The organism is Blastococcus sp. HT6-4 (assembly GCF_039679125.1).
Classification (GTDB): domain Bacteria; phylum Actinomycetota; class Actinomycetes; order Mycobacteriales; family Geodermatophilaceae; genus Blastococcus; species Blastococcus montanus.
This window is the reverse complement of sequence record NZ_CP155551.1, coordinates 2,368,783-2,384,390: the sequence shown is the minus strand read 5'-3', so window position 1 is coordinate 2,384,390 and position 15,608 is coordinate 2,368,783. Positions and strand designations below refer to the sequence as shown.

General features: G+C 76.5%; 16 protein-coding genes and 2 riboswitches. Of the genes, 6 read left to right on the top strand and 10 right to left on the bottom strand.

Features of this window, described 5'->3' with window-relative positions:
- Positions 1-131 precede the first annotated feature (131 nt).
- The 4 genes from ABDB74_RS11485 to ABDB74_RS11470 all read left to right on the top strand — a co-directional run bounded on the left by ABDB74_RS11485 (position 132) and on the right by ABDB74_RS11470 (position 2,860).
- On the top strand, positions 132-287 hold the full coding sequence (locus tag ABDB74_RS11485) for a hypothetical protein (protein ID WP_346618631.1): 156 nt from the start codon (positions 132-134) through the stop codon (positions 285-287).
- Positions 284-919, top strand: coding sequence for a hypothetical protein (locus ABDB74_RS11480; RefSeq protein WP_346618630.1), 636 nt, complete (start codon positions 284-286; stop codon positions 917-919). Before ABDB74_RS11485 ends, ABDB74_RS11480 begins: the two co-directional genes overlap by 4 nt.
- A 118-nt stretch (positions 920-1,037) precedes the next feature.
- Entirely contained in the window at positions 1,038-2,027 is a 990-nt protein-coding gene (locus ABDB74_RS11475; RefSeq protein ID WP_346618629.1) for an ATP-binding cassette domain-containing protein, read from the top strand.
- Positions 2,024-2,860, top strand: a complete 837-nt coding sequence (locus tag ABDB74_RS11470) for an ABC transporter permease (protein ID WP_346618628.1) — start codon at positions 2,024-2,026, stop codon at positions 2,858-2,860. The genes ABDB74_RS11475 and ABDB74_RS11470 overlap by 4 nt, the downstream gene beginning before the upstream one ends.
- Positions 2,861-2,867: 7 nt before the next feature.
- Here ABDB74_RS11470 and ABDB74_RS11465 read toward each other — a convergent pair whose 3' ends face one another.
- The 10 genes from ABDB74_RS11465 to ABDB74_RS11420 all read right to left on the bottom strand — a co-directional run bounded on the left by ABDB74_RS11465 (position 2,868) and on the right by ABDB74_RS11420 (position 14,201).
- Entirely contained in the window at positions 2,868-4,097 is a 1,230-nt protein-coding gene (locus ABDB74_RS11465) for an MFS transporter (RefSeq protein WP_346618627.1), read from the bottom strand.
- Between the two features lie 248 nt (positions 4,098-4,345).
- Positions 4,346-5,608, bottom strand: coding sequence for a C40 family peptidase (locus ABDB74_RS11460; protein ID WP_346618626.1), 1,263 nt, complete (start codon positions 5,606-5,608; stop codon positions 4,346-4,348).
- Positions 5,609-5,622: 14 nt separating this feature from the next.
- Positions 5,623-5,765, bottom strand: a riboswitch (cyclic di-AMP (ydaO/yuaA leader).
- A 155-nt stretch (positions 5,766-5,920) separates the two neighbouring features.
- Complete coding sequence (gene cobA, locus ABDB74_RS11455) at positions 5,921-7,552, bottom strand: uroporphyrinogen-III C-methyltransferase (protein ID WP_346618625.1); 1,632 nt, start codon at positions 7,550-7,552, stop codon at positions 5,921-5,923.
- Complete coding sequence (locus ABDB74_RS11450; RefSeq protein ID WP_346618624.1) at positions 7,549-8,394, bottom strand: ATP-binding cassette domain-containing protein; 846 nt, start codon at positions 8,392-8,394, stop codon at positions 7,549-7,551. The genes cobA and ABDB74_RS11450 overlap by 4 nt, the downstream gene beginning before the upstream one ends.
- Positions 8,391-9,128, bottom strand: a complete 738-nt coding sequence (gene cbiQ / locus ABDB74_RS11445) for a cobalt ECF transporter T component CbiQ (protein WP_346618623.1) — start codon at positions 9,126-9,128, stop codon at positions 8,391-8,393. Before cbiQ ends, ABDB74_RS11450 begins: the two co-directional genes overlap by 4 nt.
- Positions 9,125-9,430: an energy-coupling factor ABC transporter substrate-binding protein gene (locus tag ABDB74_RS11440; RefSeq protein ID WP_346618622.1), complete on the bottom strand. Its 306-nt coding sequence runs from the start codon at positions 9,428-9,430 to the stop codon at positions 9,125-9,127. Before ABDB74_RS11440 ends, cbiQ begins: the two co-directional genes overlap by 4 nt.
- Entirely contained in the window at positions 9,427-10,119 is a 693-nt protein-coding gene (locus ABDB74_RS11435; protein ID WP_346618621.1) for an energy-coupling factor ABC transporter permease, read from the bottom strand. The genes ABDB74_RS11440 and ABDB74_RS11435 overlap by 4 nt, the downstream gene beginning before the upstream one ends.
- Entirely contained in the window at positions 10,106-11,488 is a 1,383-nt protein-coding gene (locus ABDB74_RS11430) for a cobyrinate a,c-diamide synthase (protein ID WP_346618619.1), read from the bottom strand. Before ABDB74_RS11430 ends, ABDB74_RS11435 begins: the two co-directional genes overlap by 14 nt.
- Complete coding sequence (gene cobO, locus ABDB74_RS11425) at positions 11,482-12,096, bottom strand: cob(I)yrinic acid a,c-diamide adenosyltransferase (RefSeq protein WP_346618618.1); 615 nt, start codon at positions 12,094-12,096, stop codon at positions 11,482-11,484. The genes ABDB74_RS11430 and cobO overlap by 7 nt, the downstream gene beginning before the upstream one ends.
- The gene (locus ABDB74_RS11420) at positions 12,096-14,201 is read right to left on the bottom strand and encodes a putative cobaltochelatase (RefSeq protein WP_346618617.1); all 2,106 of its coding nucleotides are present in this window, start codon (positions 14,199-14,201) and stop codon (positions 12,096-12,098) included. Before ABDB74_RS11420 ends, cobO begins: the two co-directional genes overlap by 1 nt.
- Positions 14,202-14,273: 72 nt before the next feature.
- Positions 14,274-14,402, bottom strand: a riboswitch (cobalamin riboswitch).
- A 135-nt stretch (positions 14,403-14,537) separates the two neighbouring features.
- On the opposite strand from ABDB74_RS11420, the gene ABDB74_RS11415 reads away from it, so the two are divergent.
- Together ABDB74_RS11415 and ABDB74_RS11410 are read left to right on the top strand one after the other, a co-directional pair.
- Positions 14,538-15,140, top strand: a complete 603-nt coding sequence (locus ABDB74_RS11415) for a TetR/AcrR family transcriptional regulator (RefSeq protein WP_346618616.1) — start codon at positions 14,538-14,540, stop codon at positions 15,138-15,140.
- A complete protein-coding gene (locus ABDB74_RS11410) occupies positions 15,133-15,570 on the top strand; it encodes a hypothetical protein (RefSeq protein ID WP_346618615.1) in 438 nt (145 codons plus the stop codon). Before ABDB74_RS11415 ends, ABDB74_RS11410 begins: the two co-directional genes overlap by 8 nt.
- Positions 15,571-15,608 lie beyond the last annotated feature (38 nt).

Sequence of the window (15,608 nt, the reverse complement as noted above, 5' to 3'; positions counted from 1 at the left end):
GCAGCTGAGAACCTACTCCGCCCGGTGCCACGTCCGGCCGGACTCGTGACCGCCTGACCGGCGGGCGGATGCGCCAGGAGGTGACCCGGGTCACCATGAGAGGACACGGACCGACGAGCGAGGAGCACCGGATGACCGAGCAGCCGAACGCCACCCCTCTGCCCGAGGACGAGGAGGGCTCGCGCGCGAGCGTCGGGAAGGACGTCGACCGGCCCGGAGGCGGCCGCACCGGCGGCGAGACCAGCGTCGACGAGGCCATGGGTGCCGGCGAGGAGGACTCCGCGTGACCAGGCGCTCCGCCGGACCGGCAGCCTTGCGGTCGCGCGGCGGGCTCGGGACCCGCAGCGACAACCACGTCGCCGCACAGGCGGTGCACGACCTGGGTTCGGCCCTGTGGTTCGGCGGAACGGTCATGGGGGTGGCCGGGGTCAACAAGTCGGGCGCGGACCTGAGCCAGGGCATCGACCGGATCCGGGTGGCGAGTGCGGCGTGGGGACGCTTCGCCCCGGCTCAGTGGGCGGGCATCGCCGCCACCGTGCTCGCAGGCCTGCAGCTCACCCGTACCGGTGGCCGCCGGATCGCGCTGCAGAAGGGGTTCGGCACCGTGGGCGCCCTTAAGGCGGGCGTGGTCGTCGCCGGAGCGGCTGCCACCGGCTTCGCGTCCTACTCCGGGGCCCGCATCGCCCAGCTGGCCGAGGAGGCCGAGCGGCGCGGCACGCCGGTCGCGGTCGAGGACGCGACGATCCCCTCGGCAGGGACCCCGGACGAGATCGCCGCGTGGCAGCACCGCCAGCGCGCGACCCAGTTCCTGGTGCCCGTCCTGGCGGGCGCGAACATCGTGTGCGGGTCCTGGCTCGTGCAGTCCTACCGGGCCGGCTCGACGGCCAAGGGTGTCCTCGGCCGGCTGCTGCCCGGCTGATCCGGGGACGGCGTACGGGGGCGGTGGCCGCGGGGAAACTCGCTCGCCGTCGATGAGTTCCGGGAGCAGAGTCGGTCGGACAGGAGACATCCAGTCCCGACCTCCCGGAAGGGTCCCCATGCCCCCGCAGGCACCCCTGGCCATCGAGGCCACCGCCCTGGTCAAGTCGTTCGGGGGGACGACGGCCGTCGCCGGCATCGACCTCGCCGTCCCCGCCGGCGTCATCTACGGGGTGCTCGGCCCCAACGGTGCGGGCAAGACCACGACCATCCGGATGCTGGCCACGCTGATCCGGCCGGACTCGGGCAGCGCCCGGGTGCTGGGGCACGACGTCGTCACCGAGTCCGACGCCGTCCGTGACCTGGTGAGCCTCACCGGGCAGCTGGCCTCGGTGGACGAGGAGCTCACCGGCCGGGAGAACCTGGTGCTGCTCGGCCGGCTGCTGGGCATGCGCCGGCCCGCGGCGCGCGCCCGCGCGGACGAGCTGCTCGACGCGTTCGGCATCTCCGCCGCCGCGGGCAAGCTGGTCAAGCACTACTCCGGTGGCATGCGGCGCCGTCTGGACATCGCCGCGAGCATCGTCGTCACCCCGCGGCTCATGTTCCTGGACGAGCCGACCACCGGCCTCGACCCGCGGTCGCGCAACCAGGTGTGGGAGATCGTCCGCGCTCTCGTCGCCGGGGGCACGACGATCCTGCTCTGCACCCAGTACCTGGAGGAGGCCGACCAGCTGGCCGACGGCATCGCGGTCATCGACCACGGGCGGGTCATCGCCGAGGGGACCCCCGGTCAGCTCAAGGCCTCGGTCGGCACCGGCGCGCTGCACGTCCGGCTGCTCGACCCGGCCCGGCGGCCGGAGGCCGCGGCCGTCCTCGAACGCGCGGTGGGGACCACGGTGCTGGAACCCGACCCGGCGGCGCTGTCGGCGCAGTGCCCGGACTCCGCGCAGGCGGCCGTCGGTGTCGGTGAGCTGGCCCGGACCGGCATCGGCCTCGCCCACTTCTCGCTCGACCAGCCCAGCCTGGACGAGGTCTTCCTGGCCCTGACCGGCCGCCCGGCCGAGGACCCGCCCGGTGCCGCCCCGACCCTCGAGGAGCAGCCGTCATGAGCGCCGCCTCCGTCGTCACCGACGCCACCGACACCGCCGCCGTCCGCCGGGCGATCGCTTCCACGGCCCGGCCTCCGCGGCCGGGCCCGCTGTCGGCGGCCCTCACCTTCGGTTGGCGCGGGATGCTCAAGGTCAAGCACGTGCCCGAGCAGCTGCTCGACGTCACGGTGACCCCGGTGATGTTCGTGCTGATGTTCACGTACCTGTTCGGTGGGGCGATCGCCGGCTCGACCAGCGCCTACCTGGACTACCTGCTGCCCGGCATCCTCGTGATGTCGGTGCTGTTCACCACCGTCTACTCGGGGGTGTCGCTGAACACCGACGTGACCAAGGGCGTCGTCGACCGGTTCCGCTCGCTGCCGATCTGGCGGCCGGCGCCGTTGCTGGGCGCCCTGCTGGGCGACAGCGTCCGCTACGTGCTGGCCGGCACGGTGATCATCGTGCTCGGGGTGATCCTCGGCTTCCGGCCCGAGGGTGGCGCAGCGGGGGCGGTGTCGGCCCTCGCGCTGGTCGTGGTGTTCTCGTTCGGGCTCTCGTGGGTGTTCTCGGTCCTGGGGCTGCTGCTGCGGAGCCCGAACGCGGTCATGAACGCCGGTTTCATGGGCATCTTCCCGCTGACGTTCCTGTCCAACGTCTTCGTCCCGCCCACCACGCTGCCCGGGCCGCTGGCCGCGTTCGTCGACGTCAACCCGATCTCGATCCTGGCGACGGCGTCGCGGTCGCTCATGGCGGGGGAGCCCGACGTCGGGGCCGTCGTCGTCTCCCTGGCCGTGGCCGCGCTGCTGGCCGCGGTGTTCCTCCCGCTGACCACCCGGCTCTACCGGAGCCGCTGACCGCCGGTCAGACGGGGGAGGTCGCGCTGGCGGCCGTGCGGTCCGCCTGCCGGGGCATCAGCAGGCCGCCGGCGAGGCCCGCCGCGAGGACGCCGGTGCTCACCGCGAACGCCACCTGGAAGCCGGCGACGTCGGTCAGCCAGCCGGCGACCAGGGGCCCCGCGATGGCGCCGAGGTCGGCCGACATCTGGAACACCGCCACGACGCGCCCGCCGCGCCCGGAGCTGATGTCGCCGACCAGCGCCGCCGGGGCGCTGGCGAGCAGCGACGCGGCGAGCCCGAAGAGCGCCATGGACACCAGGAACGCGGCGATGGCCGGCGGCAGGATCAGGATCGCCATCGAACCAGTGGCCAGCGCGGCGCCCAGGATCAGCGAGGGCCGCCGTCCCCAGCCGTCGACCAGCCGGCCCGAGCGCAGCAGGCCGAGCGCCTGCGCGGCCGACCCGGCGAGCAGGCCGGCGCCGGCCCAGGCGACCGTCCGGCCGAGCTCCTCGGTCACGTACAGCGGCACGAGCGAGTTGCGGACGCCGAAGAGCACCCACCCGACGCCGAAGTTGGCCACCAGCGCGGCCAGGTAGACCCGGGAGCGCAGCGCGGTGGCCAGCCGCACCGGCCCGGCGCTCAGGTCGGGGCCGGCCGTGTCGTCCGGGTCGGGGGCGGCGGGGTCCGGCTCGGCCGAGCGCAGCATCAGCATGCCCACGCCGCCGGCCACCAGCAGGAAGCCGGCGTAGAGGAAGAACGGCAGCCGGGGGGAGAGCTCGGCCAGCAGCCCGCCGGCGGCCGGGCCCGCGATGCCCCCGAGGATGAAGCCGCCCTGCCAGGTCGCGGCGGCCCGGCCCCGGTGCGACGGGGGTGCGACCCGCAGCAGGAGGGAGAGCGCGGCCACGGTGAACATGGCGCTGCCGATGCCCCCGGCCGCGCGGAGCCCGAGGAAGAGCGGGAACGAGCCGGCCAGCCCGGCCACACCGGTGGTGACGGCGACGATCACCAGCCCGGAGGCGAGCACCAGGCGCTCGCCGAACCGCTCGACCAGCGTGCCGCCGCTGAACGCCGAGACGAAGCGGAAGAAGGCGAAGGCGCTCACCGCCAACCCGACGGCCGTGGTCCCGACGCCGAACGACCGGGCGAACAGCGGGATCGCCGGGGCCACGATGCCGAAGCCCAGGGCGACGACGAAGGCGATGACCGCCAGGACCTTGACCTCGCGGGGGAGGTCTCCCCGTGTCCCGACCCGCACGGGTCGCGATGGTCGCACGCCGCCCGATGGCCACCGGCGCGCGGGGCGTGTGGTCACCCCGCGCGCCGGTGCGATGCTCCCGAGGCTTTCAGCCGGCTGTGGCTCCGGCCGGCTTCCGCGCCTCGGTCCGCTCCTCGCTCGTTCCTCGCTGCGATGCTCCCGAGGCTGTCAGCCGGCTGTGGCTCTGGCCGGCTTCCGCGCCTCGGTCCGCTCCTCGCTCGTTCCTCGCTGCGATGCTCCCGAGGCTGTCAGCCGGCGATCCGCCGGGCGCTGGTGAAGTTGCCCATCGAGTCGATCGAGGCGACCTTCACCGGCACGCCGCTGGTGGAGGCGTGCACCATCTGCCCGTTGCCGACGTAGATGCCGACGTGGCTCACCGGGCTGTAGAAGAACAGCAGGTCACCGGGCTGCAGGGCCGACCGGGACACCGGGGTGCCCATCGTCGACTGCATCCGGCTCGAGTGCGGCAGCCTGATGCCGGCCGCGGCGTAGGCGTACTGCACCAGGCCGGAGCAGTCGAACGCGTTCGGCCCGGCCGCCGCCCAGACGTAGGGGTCACCCACCTGGGCCAGCGCCGTGCTCACCGCCGTCTGGGCGGCGCCGCTGCCGCCGGCGACCGGGGCAGGCGCCGGTGCGGGAGCGGGCGCCGGAGGCGGTGCGGGAGCCGGCGCGGGCGTGGGTGCGGGTGCCGCAGCGCGCGCAGGAGCGGGTGCGGGTGCGGGTGCGGGAGCCGCGCGGGGTGCGGGCGCCGGGGCGGGTGCCGGAGCCGCACGGGGTACGGCCGCCTGGGCCGGTGCGTCGTCCGCCGGTGTGTCCTCCGCCGGCGCGGCGGCAGCCGCCGCCGCCTCGGCCGCGTGCCGCTCGACCTCGGCCGCGTGCCGCTCGGCCTCGGCACGGGACGCGCGCTGCTCCTCGGCGCTGAGCCGGTCGTACTGAGCCTGGTACACGGCGATCTGCTCGTCCAGCAGCGCCCGCTGGGCCGTGACCCGGTCGACCTGCGCTTCGGCGTCCGCTGCGGCCCGGTCGGCGGCGGCCTGCGCCCGGTCGGCGTCCTCACCGGCCGCCCGGGCCTCGCCCAGCACGCCGTTGTTGTGGTCGGCGATCGTGCCGAGGAGGCCGACCCGGTCGACCATGTCCGCGGCGGACTCGCTGGTGAGCATCGCCTCGATCGCACCGAGCCGGGACCCGGTGTAGGCGCTGCGGGCCACCGTGCGGACCTGCTCACGGGCCGCCGCGAGCGCGGCCTCGGCGGCGGCGAGCTCCTCGGTGGCCTGTTCGGCGGCCAGCCGGGCGGCCGCCAGGTGCTCCCGCGTCTCGTTGAACCGCTCGGCGAGGACCTCCAGGTCGTGGGCGCGGGCGGCGACCAGCGCGGCGGCCTCCTGCGAGGTCTCCGGCTCGGGAGCGGCGGTCGCGGGGAGCGGCGTCAGGACGACGCCGCCGACGGCGACGAGGGCCAGGAGGGTCCGGCGGCCGGTGATCCGTCGGTGGGCAGGGCTGAGCGAACTCGCCATGTTCGGCGGGTTGTCCTTTCTTCCACGGCCGCCTACCGGGTTAGCTGACGGGTTCGGGCGGGAAGGCGCCCGGCGTCCGGTGACCTGGTGAGGTCACCGGTCGCTTCACCCCGGTGGTGCGGTGGGTCCCCGGTCCGGGTGCCGGCGGGTGCCGGCGGGTGGTTCGGCGGCGTCCGGGCGGCTGTCACCGGTGAGCGACGGGCGGGGCCGTCCGGACCGCCCCACGCTAGGGCCCGATCCGGCGCGCCACCATGCGGTCGGACGCATTCGGCCGGAACTTTCGCGTCAGCCGTGCCGGTCGGTCACCGACCGTCATCGACGCGCCGCGACCGATCCGGCCACGGCCACGACCTCGCCGACGACCCAGACGGCCGGGGGGCGGATGCCTTCCTCGGCGAGGGTGCGGGGGAGGTCGGCGAGGGTGGTGCGGACGGAGTGCTGGGTGGCGGTGGAGCCGTCGGCGACGACGGCGACGGGGGTGTCGGGGGCGCGGCCGTGTTCCACCAGTGCCGCGGCGATGGCGGGGGCGGTGTCGACGCCCATGAGGACGACGACGGTGCCGCGCAGCCGGCCCAGGGCGGGCCAGTCGACGAGGGACTGGGGGTGGCCGGGTGGGAGGTGGCCGGAGACGACGACGAACTCGTGGGTGAGGCCGCGGTGGGTGACGGGGATGCCGGCCAGGGCGGGGACGGCGATGGCGCTGGTGATGCCGGGGACGACCTCGACGGGGATGCCGGCGGCGGTGCAGGCCTGGAGTTCTTCGAGGCCGCGGCCGAAGACGTAGGGGTCTCCGCCCTTGAGGCGGACGACGCGGCGGCCGGCGCGGGCGTGTTCGACGAGGAGTTCGTTGATGCGTTCCTGGGCCATGGAGCGGCCGCGGGGGAGTTTGGCGGCGTCGATGATCTCGACCTCGGGGGGCAGGGAGGCGAGCAGGGCCTGGGGGGCGAGGTGGTCGGCGACGACGACGTCGGCGGTGGCCAGGGCCTGCCGGCCGCGGACGGTGATCAGGCCGGGGTCGCCGGGGCCACCGCCCACGAGGACGACGCTGCCGCCGCCCGGCTGCTCCGGGGCCCGGACGGGCAGGCTGCCGTCGCCGAGCCCCGCGACGACGGCGTCCCGCACACCGACCGCACGGGGACCGTCCGGGCCGTGCACCGCGACCACGAGGTCGCCGGCCCGGCCGGTGACCGGCAGGGCGGCGCTGGCCAGCTCCGGTTGGTCGGCCCGGGTGCAGAAGATCCGGCCGAGCTCGGCGTCCCGGGCGACCGCCGCGTCGACGTCCGCGTCGCCGGTCGCCGCCAGCGCCAACCAGGCGCCGTTCAGGTCACCGGCCCGGTACGCCCGCGGCTGCCAGGTCACCCGCCCCGAGGACGCCAGCGACTCCAGCGCCGGGGTCACCTCCGGGCTGACGACGGTGACGAGCGCGCCGGCCGCCAGCACCCCGGCCACCCCGCGGTGCGCCGCCGCGCCGCCGCCGACGACGACCACGCGGCGGCCGGCCAGCCGGAGCCCGACGGGGTGCAGCACCTCGGGAGCGCGGTCGGTGGTCAGGGGTCCTCCTCGGTCGTGGGTGCCGGGCCGCGCCGGGACGTCGGCTGCCCGCCGGGCGACGGCGACGGTGATCCGGCCGTGCACCGTCTTGCCGACGACGAGCGCGCCACCGCCGAGCAGCGCCGCGGCCTCGGCCACCGACGGGGTGCCGACGCGGGCCGCGACCGCCCCGGACGGCGACGGCACCGGGACACGGGCCAGCGCCTCGGCCGGATGGCCGGTGAGCGGCCAGCCGCGGCGCTCGGCGGCCGCCACGAGCCCCGGCTCGGTGACGCGGCTGTCCAGGGTGGCCAGCCGCACCGGCCCGCTCCCGGGCGGGAGGACGGCGTCCACGGCGGCCAGCACCTCGGTGGCGCTCACGCCGGAGGCCAGCCCGATGCCCACGGTCCTCATGCGCGCACCCCGGGGCGGTCCGGCAGCGCGGCGAGCAGCTCGCCCGCGTCGCGCGGCAACGGCCCGTCGGGGAGCAGGCCCAGCGCGTGCAGCCGGGCGCCGACCACGAGCGCCCACGGCCGGGCCAGCCGGGCGCGGCCGAGCAGGGCGCCGTCACCGAGCACCTCGCGGGGTGCGCCCTGCACCACGGTGCGGTCGACGACGACGGCGACCTCGTCGGCCCAGCCCAGCGCGAGGTCGACGTCGTGGGTGCTCATGACCACGGTGGAGTCGTGCTCCTGCAACCGCGCGAGCGCGGCGAGGGTGTCGGCGACCGCGGTCGGGTCCAGCCCGGCCGTCGGCTCGTCCAGGAGGACCACGCAGGGGCGCATCGCCACCGCGCCGGCGATCGCCACCCGCTTGCGCTCGCCGTAGGAGAGCTGGTGCGTGGGCCGCGCGGCCAGGTCGGCGACCCCCAGGAGGTCCAGCGCCTCGGCCACCCGGGCCCGCACCTCGTCCTCGGCGAGCCCGAGGTTCAGCGGCCCGAACGAGACGTCCTGGGTCACCGACGCGCTGAACAGCTGGTCGTCGGGGTCCTGCAGCACCAGCTGGACCGTCTGCCGGTGGTCCCGCAACCCGCGGCGGGTGTGCACCAACGGCGCGCCGTCGACGGTCACCGTGCCGGCGGCCGGGCGCAGGGCTCCGGACAGGCAGCGCAGCAGCGTCGTCTTCCCCGAGCCGTTGGCGCCCAGCAGCGCCAGCCGCCGTCCCGCGGGCACGGTGACCGCGGCGCCGTCGAGGACCGGGGCCGCCCCCGGGTAGCCCGCGACCAGCCCCGTGGCGGCCAGCGACCGGTGGCTCACCGCGCCACCAGGGTGAGCACCGTGATCCCGGCGGGCAGGGCCAGGCCGAGGGCGAGGAACGGGCGGGACGACGGCCGCTCCTCGGGCAGCCCTCGCAGGCCGGTCTCCATCCCCCGGCCGGCCAGCCCCTCCTGCATCCGGCGGGCGCGGTCCCAGGACCGGGTGAGCACGGCGGCGGCCAGCATCCCCGCCGACCGGTACGACCGCCCGGGTGTGGACCAGCCCATCCGCGCGGTCTGCGCCTCGCGGATGGTGCGCAGGCTGTCGAGCAGCACGAACAGCAGCCGGTAGGTGACCTCGGCGACCTCCACGACCGCGGCGGGCACGCGCAGCCGGCGCAGGGCGGGCAGCAGGTCCGACATCGGGGTGGTGGTGGCGAGCAGGAGCACCGCGCAGCTGCCGGCGACCGCGCGGCCGACCAGCGAGAACGCCCGGGCGACGGCGTCCGGGGCCCAGCCGAGACCGCCGCCGTCCACCGTGACCACCGCCGTCACCGCGCCGACCGCGATGAACGCCAGCGGCCACCGCACCGCCCGACCGAAGGTCCGCGCGGGAACCCGGGCCGGGCCGAGGGCGAGCACCACCGCGGTCGTCGTCACCAGCACGGCCGCCGGCCAGGCGGGCAGCAGCAGCGCGCAGAGGACCAGCCCGGCGCAGAGGAGCAGCTTGTCGCCGGGCGCCCGGCGGCGCCATGCGCTGGCCCACGCGGCGTCGTCGACGGCCAGGCCGGTCACCGGGGATCGGCCGCCGCGGCGCTCGGCCGGGCCGTGCGGCGGCCGTGCAGCCGGCCGAGGACGTACCCGAGCACGCCGCCCCCGAGCGCCGCCTGCAGCGCGAACAGCCCCGACTCGACCTCGCCCGCGGGGCTGAACACCGACTCGAACCAGGGCTCGTACCCGCCGGCGGCCAGCTCTTCGGTGACGGCGGCGTCCGTCCCGCCGTACTCGGAGGCGCCGCCGTCGACCAGCAGCGGCACGGCGAACAGCGCGACGACGGCGAGGACGAGCAGCGCGTTGACGAGCGTGCGCCGGGTCACGCGGCACCTCCGGTGGGGACGAGCGGAGCGGGCCGGAGGACGCCCAGCCGCTCGAGCTCGGGCCGGGCGTTGACGGTCAGCACGCGGAAGAGCAGCACCCCGAGGATGCCCTCGCCGATGGCCAGCGGGATCTGGGTGAGCGCGAAGACCCCGAGGAACTTGACGAGCGCGCCGACGAACCCGGTGCTGGCGTCGGGGAAGGCCAGCGCCAGCTGCAGCGACGTGGTGACGTAGGTGGCGAGGTCGGCCATGGCGACCCCGGCGAAGACCGCCGGGAGCAGGCCGGCGCCGGCCCCGCGGGTCAGCCGGTAGACCAGGTACCCGGTCCACGGGCCCACCACGGCGAAGGCGAAGGCGTTGGCGCCCAGGGTGGTGAGCCCCCCGTGCGCGAGCAGCAGCGCCTGGAAGAGCAGGACGACGGTGCCGAGCAGCGCCATCACCGGCGGCCGGAACAGGATCGCCCCCGGGCCTGTCCCGGTCGGGTGGCTGGAGCTGCCGGTGATGGAGGGCAGCTTGATCGCGCTCAGCACGAAGGTGAACGCCCCGGCCGCGCCCAGGAGCAGCGTCGACTCCGGGTTATCCCGCACCTCCTTCACCACCGCCCGGGCGCCGTGCACGACGAACGGCGCGGCGGCGACCGTCCAGCCGAGGGCGTGCCCGGCCGGCAGGAATCCTTCAGCGATGTGCACGGCCGACCTCCTGGGGGAGCCGCGCGGCGGCGGCGACGAATCGGGTGGCCATCCCGGGGGAACCGGCCCAGTTCAGGTGCAGGTAGCTGGCGTGCACGTTCGCGCTCACGAAGCCCTCCGGCCCGTCGGCGTTCCACTGCCAGGCCGGGGTCGCCCCGGCGGCGGGCGATGCCTGCGTGCGGTGGAACTCGTGCCCGCGCACCCGGGTGCCCGCCGGGGCCAGCACGCTGTCGGTGAGCGCCACCGCGGCGCGGTAGCCCAGCGTGAGCCGGGGGTGCATCGCCGTCGTCGTCGGCAGGACGCCGCACATCGGCTCGCCGTCCAGCTCCCCGGAGAGGTACAGCAGCCCGGCGCACTCCGCGGCGATCGGGCCGCCGCGGGCGGCGAGGTCGGCGATCGCCGTCCGCAGGCCGACGTTCGCGCTCAGCGCGCTCGCGTGCACCTCGGGGAAGCCGCCGCCGACGACCAGCGCCCGGGCGCCCTCGGGAAGCGCGCCGTCCCGCAGCGGGTCGACGGTCACCACCTCGGCGCCGGCCGCGGTGAGCAGCTCCGCGGTCTCGGCGTAGCCGAAGGTGAACGCCGGGCCACCGGCGACGGCGACCACAGGCCGGCCCGCGACCGGGGTCACCTCGGCGGCCGGGTCCCACGGCTCACCGGCCAGGTCCGGTGCGGTGCGGGCCAGCCGCAGGACGGCGTCCAGGTCGATGCTGGATTCCACCACCGCGCCCAGCGCGCGCACCGTGCGCACCGCCTCCGCCGACCTCTCGGCCGCGGGCACCAGGCCCAGGTGCCGGGACGGGGTGGCGAGCGCCTCGATCCGGCGGACCGCACCGAGCACCGGCACCCCGGCCGAGCCGAGCGCCTCGCGCAGGATCGCCTCGTGCCGGTCGCTGCCGACCCGGTTGAGCACCACGCCGCCGATCCGCACCGTCGGGTCGAAGGTGGCGAAGCCGTGCACCAGCGCGGCGACGCTGCGCGCCTGCGACGCCGCGTCGACGACCAGCACCACGGGGGCCCGCAGGTGCGCGGCGACCTGGGCGGTGGAGCCGTAGCCGGGTTCGACGCTGGCGTGCGCGGCGCCGTCGAACAGCCCCATCACGCCCTCGACGACCGCGACGTCGGCCCCTCGGGACCCGTGCAGGAACAGCGGCGTGATCCGGTCGTCGCCGACCAGCCACATGTCCAGGTTGCGGCCGGGGCGCCCGGCGGCGAGCCCGTGGTACCCCGGGTCGATGTAGTCCGGGCCGACCTTGTGCGGGGAGACCGTCAGCCCCCGGGCCGTGAGGGCGGCGATCAGCCCGGTGGTGATCGACGTCTTGCCCGCGTTGCTGCTGGGCGCGGCGACCACGATCCGCGGCACGGTCACCATTCGATGCCTCGCTGACCCTTCTGGCCGGCGTCCATCGGGTGCTTCACCTTGGTCATCTCCACGACCAGGTCCGCGGCCTCGACCAGCGCCGGCGGTGCGTCCCGCCCGGTGATGACGACGTGCTGGCTGCCGGGCCGGGCGGTCAGCGTCTCCACCACGTCGTCGACGTCCACCCAGCCCCACTTCAGCGGGTAGGTGAACTCGTCGAGCACGTAGAACCGGTGCGCCTCGGCGGCGAGCTCGCGCTTGATCTGCGCCCAGCCCTCGGCGGCGTCGGCGGCGTGGTCGGTCTCCTCGCCGTGCTTGCGCGACCACGACCAGCCCGAGCCCATCTTGTGCCACACCACGGGGCCGCCCTCACCCGTCTCGGCGTGCACCCGGCCGAGCGCGGTCAGGGCGTTCTCCTCGCCGACCTTCCACTTCGCGCTCTTGACGAACTGGTAGACCGCGATCGACCAGCCCTGGTTCCACGCCCGCATGGCCATGCCGAACGCGGCGGTGGACTTGCCCTTCATCTCGCCGGTGTGCACGGCGAGCAGGGGGCGGTTGCGTCGCTGCCGCGTGGTCAGCCCGTCGGCGGGGACCACCTCGACCTGTCCCCGGGGCATCAGGCCGCCGCCCGGGCGCTGCGGACGGTCGCCGCCAGCGAGTCCGCGGCCAGCTCCTCCAGGCGCAGCGTCTGCGCGCCGAGGGCGGCCCCGAGCCCGCCGGCCAGCCCGAGCCGCACCGGCCCCGACTCGCAGTCGACGACCACGGCGGCGACGTCCGCCGCCGCGAGGAGGCCGGCCGCCCGGCGGGCGTCGCCGAGGTGGTCGCCCCCGCGTGCGCCGGTGGCCCGGCCGTCGGTGACGACGACGAGCAGCGGCCGGCGCCGCGGATCGCGCACCCGTTCGACCCGGAGCACCTCGGCGGCCCGCAGCAGCCCGGCGGCCAGCGGCGTGCGCCCGCCGGTGGGCAGCCCGGTCAGCCGGGCGGCGGCGGCCTCCACCGACCAGGTGGGCGGCAGGGCCAGCTCGGCGCCGGCCTCGCGGAAGGTGATCAGGCCGACCTTGTCCCGGCGCTGGTAGGCGTCGAGGAGCAGGGACAGGACCGCGCCCTTCACCGCCGTCATCCGGGCCCGGGAGCCCATGGAGCCGCTGGCGTCGACGACGAAGAGGACGAGGTTGCCCTCGCGCCCCTCGAGCGTGGCCTGGCGGAGGTCGTCCCGGACCACGCGGAGTCCGGGGCCGGTGCGCCCGCGGGCCAGCTGGTGCGGGGCGGCGGCGAGCACGGTGGCGGGCAGGTGCAGCCGGGTGACGGCGCCGGCCGGGTGGGTCGAGCCCACCACCCGGCCGCGCTCGGCCCGGGCGCGGGAGCGGCGCCCGGCCGCCCCCGCGCCGATGCCGGGGACCTCCAGCCGGCGGGTGCGGAACGGGTCCGCCGGGGCGACGGCGGAGCGCTCGGGAGCGGGCGCCGCCTCGGCCTGCCCGCCGCCCTCGCCGCGCGGCGCCGTCGTCGGCTCGCGGTCGTCGCCGTCCTCAGGCATAGGAGGCTCTGCCTGCGTTTCTGCGCCCGATTCGTAGGCATTGCCTCCTATGCCTGGGCCGCCGTCGTCCGGGCTGCCGCCGTCGTTCGGGCTGCCGCCGTCGTTCGGGCCGCCGCCGTCGTTCGGGCCGCCGCCGTCGTCGGTGGGGTCCGTCGGCGGCTCGTCGTCGGGGCCGTCGTCGGGGCGGGAGTCGTTGAGCGCCTGGTCGAGGGTGTCGTCGTCGAGGCCGGGGGCGTCGAACGGGTTGCGCCGCCGGCGGTGCGGCAGCGCGAGCCGGGCGGCGACGCGGACGTCGTCCTCGGTGACCTCCTCGCGCCCGCACCAGGCGGCGTGCGCAATGGCGGCGCGGGCGGTGACCAGGTCGGCCCGCAGCCCGTCGACGTCGAAGGCGGCGCAGACGGCGGTGACCTGGCGCAGCGCACCGTCGGAGAGCACGACGTGCGGCAGGCGGGCGCGGGCGGCGGCGATCCGTTCGGCCAGCGCGGTCTCGTCGTCCGCCCACGCCGCGGCGAACCCGGTCGGGTTGGCGTCGGAGGCGAACCGGCGGCGGACGACCTCGGCGCGCACGGCCGGGTCGCGCGGCGCGGCGACCTCGACGGTCAGCCCGAAGCGGTCGAGCAGCTGGGGCCGGAGCTCGCCCTCCTCCGGGTTCATCGTGCCGACGAGGAGGAAGCGGGCGGCGTGCCGCACCGAGATGCCTTCCCGCTCGACGTAGGCGGTGCCCAGCGCCGCGGCGTCGAGCAGCAGGTCGACGAGGTGGTCGTGCAGCAGGTTGACCTCGTCGACGTAGAGGACGCCGCGGTGCGCGGCGGCGAGCAGGCCCGGCTCGTAGGCCTTGACGCCCTCGGTCAGCGCCCGCTCCAGGTCCAGCGACCCGACCAGCCGGTCCTCCGAGGCGCCGACGGGCAGCTCGACGAGCCGGGCCGGCCGGGTGCGGGCGGCGGTGCCGGGCTCGTGCGGGCCGTCGGGGCAGGCGGGGTCGGGGGCGGCCGGGTCGCAGCCGAACCGGCAGCCGGCCACCACCGCGACCGGCGGCAGGACGGCGGCGAGGGCACGGACGCTGGTCGACTTGGCGGTGCCCTTCTCACCCCGCACCAGAACGCCACCGACGGCGGGCGAGACGGCGTTGAGCAGCAGGGCCAGCCGCAGGTCGTCCATGCCGACGACGGCGGTGAAGGGGAAACTCATGCGGGGTACCCGCGCATGGCACGCGTCCTCTCCCCGGGTGTCCACGCCCGGAGGTGGCAGGGACGACGGCTGGAGTCTCCTGGCTCCCGGCTCGACGCCCGTCCCCGACCTTCCCGCTCCCGGGGGAGCAGTGGCCGAGCGTGGGGACGGGCTCCCCGGTCACAGTGGCGGGACCGCGCCGGATTCTCACCGGGCTTCCTCCGCTGCCGTCGCGTGTGGCGGCGTCATCAGACCACACCCGGTCACGGGGCCGACAGCCCCCGGGCCGGACGGATCCGCCGCTGCCGGCGCCCCACCTACTTGCCAGTGACAACTTGCCAGTGACAAGCTGTGCCCGTGGGCGAGCTCCGGAGAGATGCCGACCTGCGCGCCGCGTTGCTGCGCTCGGCGGCCGAGGTGGCGGCGCGCTCCGGGGTCGGCGCGGTGTCCATCCGGGCGCTGGCCCGGGCGGTGGGGGTCTCGCACGCCGCGCATCGCCACCACTTCTCGTCTCGAGTGGGCCTGCTGACGGCCCTGGCCGCCGAAGGCCACCGGCTCCTCGCCCGGGCTCTCGAGGAGGCGGCCGGCACGGACTTCCGCGAGGTCGGTGTGGCCTACGTGCGCTTCGCCCGCGACCACCCCGGCCACTTCGTGGTGATGTTCACCCCTGACGTCCTCGATCCGGCCGACGGTGAGCTCTCCGCCGCCCGGGCCCGGACGTTCGCGGTGCTGCAGGGCGGGGTGGACGCGCTGTCCTCGGCCGGCCGGGTGGACGACGCCCGGACCGCCGTCGTGGCCGCCTGGTCGCTGGTCCACGGATTCGCCGGCCTCGCGGCCACCGGGAACCTCGCTGGAGCCGGGCTCGCCCCCGACACGGGCGAGGACGCGCTGCTCGATCTCGCCCGGCGGGCGACCGGCATGCTGTACGGCTCACCCGGAGGGGGTGCTGGACGTGCATGAAGCGCTGCTCGACGTCCACGTCGTCGCCGGCACCGTCGGGCTGCTCCTCGGGCCGGTGTGGCTGGTGGCCCGTCGCGCGGGGCGGGGAGGCCGGTGGCCGGCGGTCGGCTACCAGGCCGCCGTCGCCCTCGTCGCCGCCACCGGCGGGATCCTGGCGGCGACGTCGCCCGGCCTGCTCTGGCTCCTGCCGGTCGCCGTCATGACCGAGATCCTCGCCGTCGCGGGCGCGCTCGCCCGTCGGCGGGGATGGCGTCACTGGGCCACGCTGCAGCCGCACCTGCTCGGCGGCTCCTACATCGCCCTGGTGACCGCGCTCCTGGTCGCCGAGACGGGCAACCCGGTGTTCTGGGTGCTGCCCGCAGTCGTGGGTCAGCTCCCCATCGCGGTCGCCAAACGACGGCTGCAAGTCGCCGGTCCGGCACCTGCCTGAACCCGCCGCCGCCGGGCCTGCCGGCGCCCTCCCGGTAC

Coding starts and splice junctions, on each gene's coding strand:
- ABDB74_RS11485 (WP_346618631.1), top strand. CDS start 132: ATGACCGAGCAGCCGAACGCCACCCCTCTGCCCGAGGACGAGGAGGGC.
- ABDB74_RS11475 (WP_346618629.1), top strand. CDS start 1,038: ATGCCCCCGCAGGCACCCCTGGCCATCGAGGCCACCGCCCTGGTCAAG.
- ABDB74_RS11470 (WP_346618628.1), top strand. CDS start 2,024: ATGAGCGCCGCCTCCGTCGTCACCGACGCCACCGACACCGCCGCCGTC.
- ABDB74_RS11460 (WP_346618626.1), bottom strand. CDS start 5,608: ATGGCGAGTTCGCTCAGCCCTGCCCACCGACGGATCACCGGCCGCCGG.
- cobA (WP_346618625.1), bottom strand. CDS start 7,552: ATGAGGACCGTGGGCATCGGGCTGGCCTCCGGCGTGAGCGCCACCGAG.
- ABDB74_RS11430 (WP_346618619.1), bottom strand. CDS start 11,488: ATGGTGACCGTGCCGCGGATCGTGGTCGCCGCGCCCAGCAGCAACGCG.
- cobO (WP_346618618.1), bottom strand. CDS start 12,096: ATGCCCCGGGGACAGGTCGAGGTGGTCCCCGCCGACGGGCTGACCACG.
- ABDB74_RS11420 (WP_346618617.1), bottom strand. CDS start 14,201: ATGAGTTTCCCCTTCACCGCCGTCGTCGGCATGGACGACCTGCGGCTG.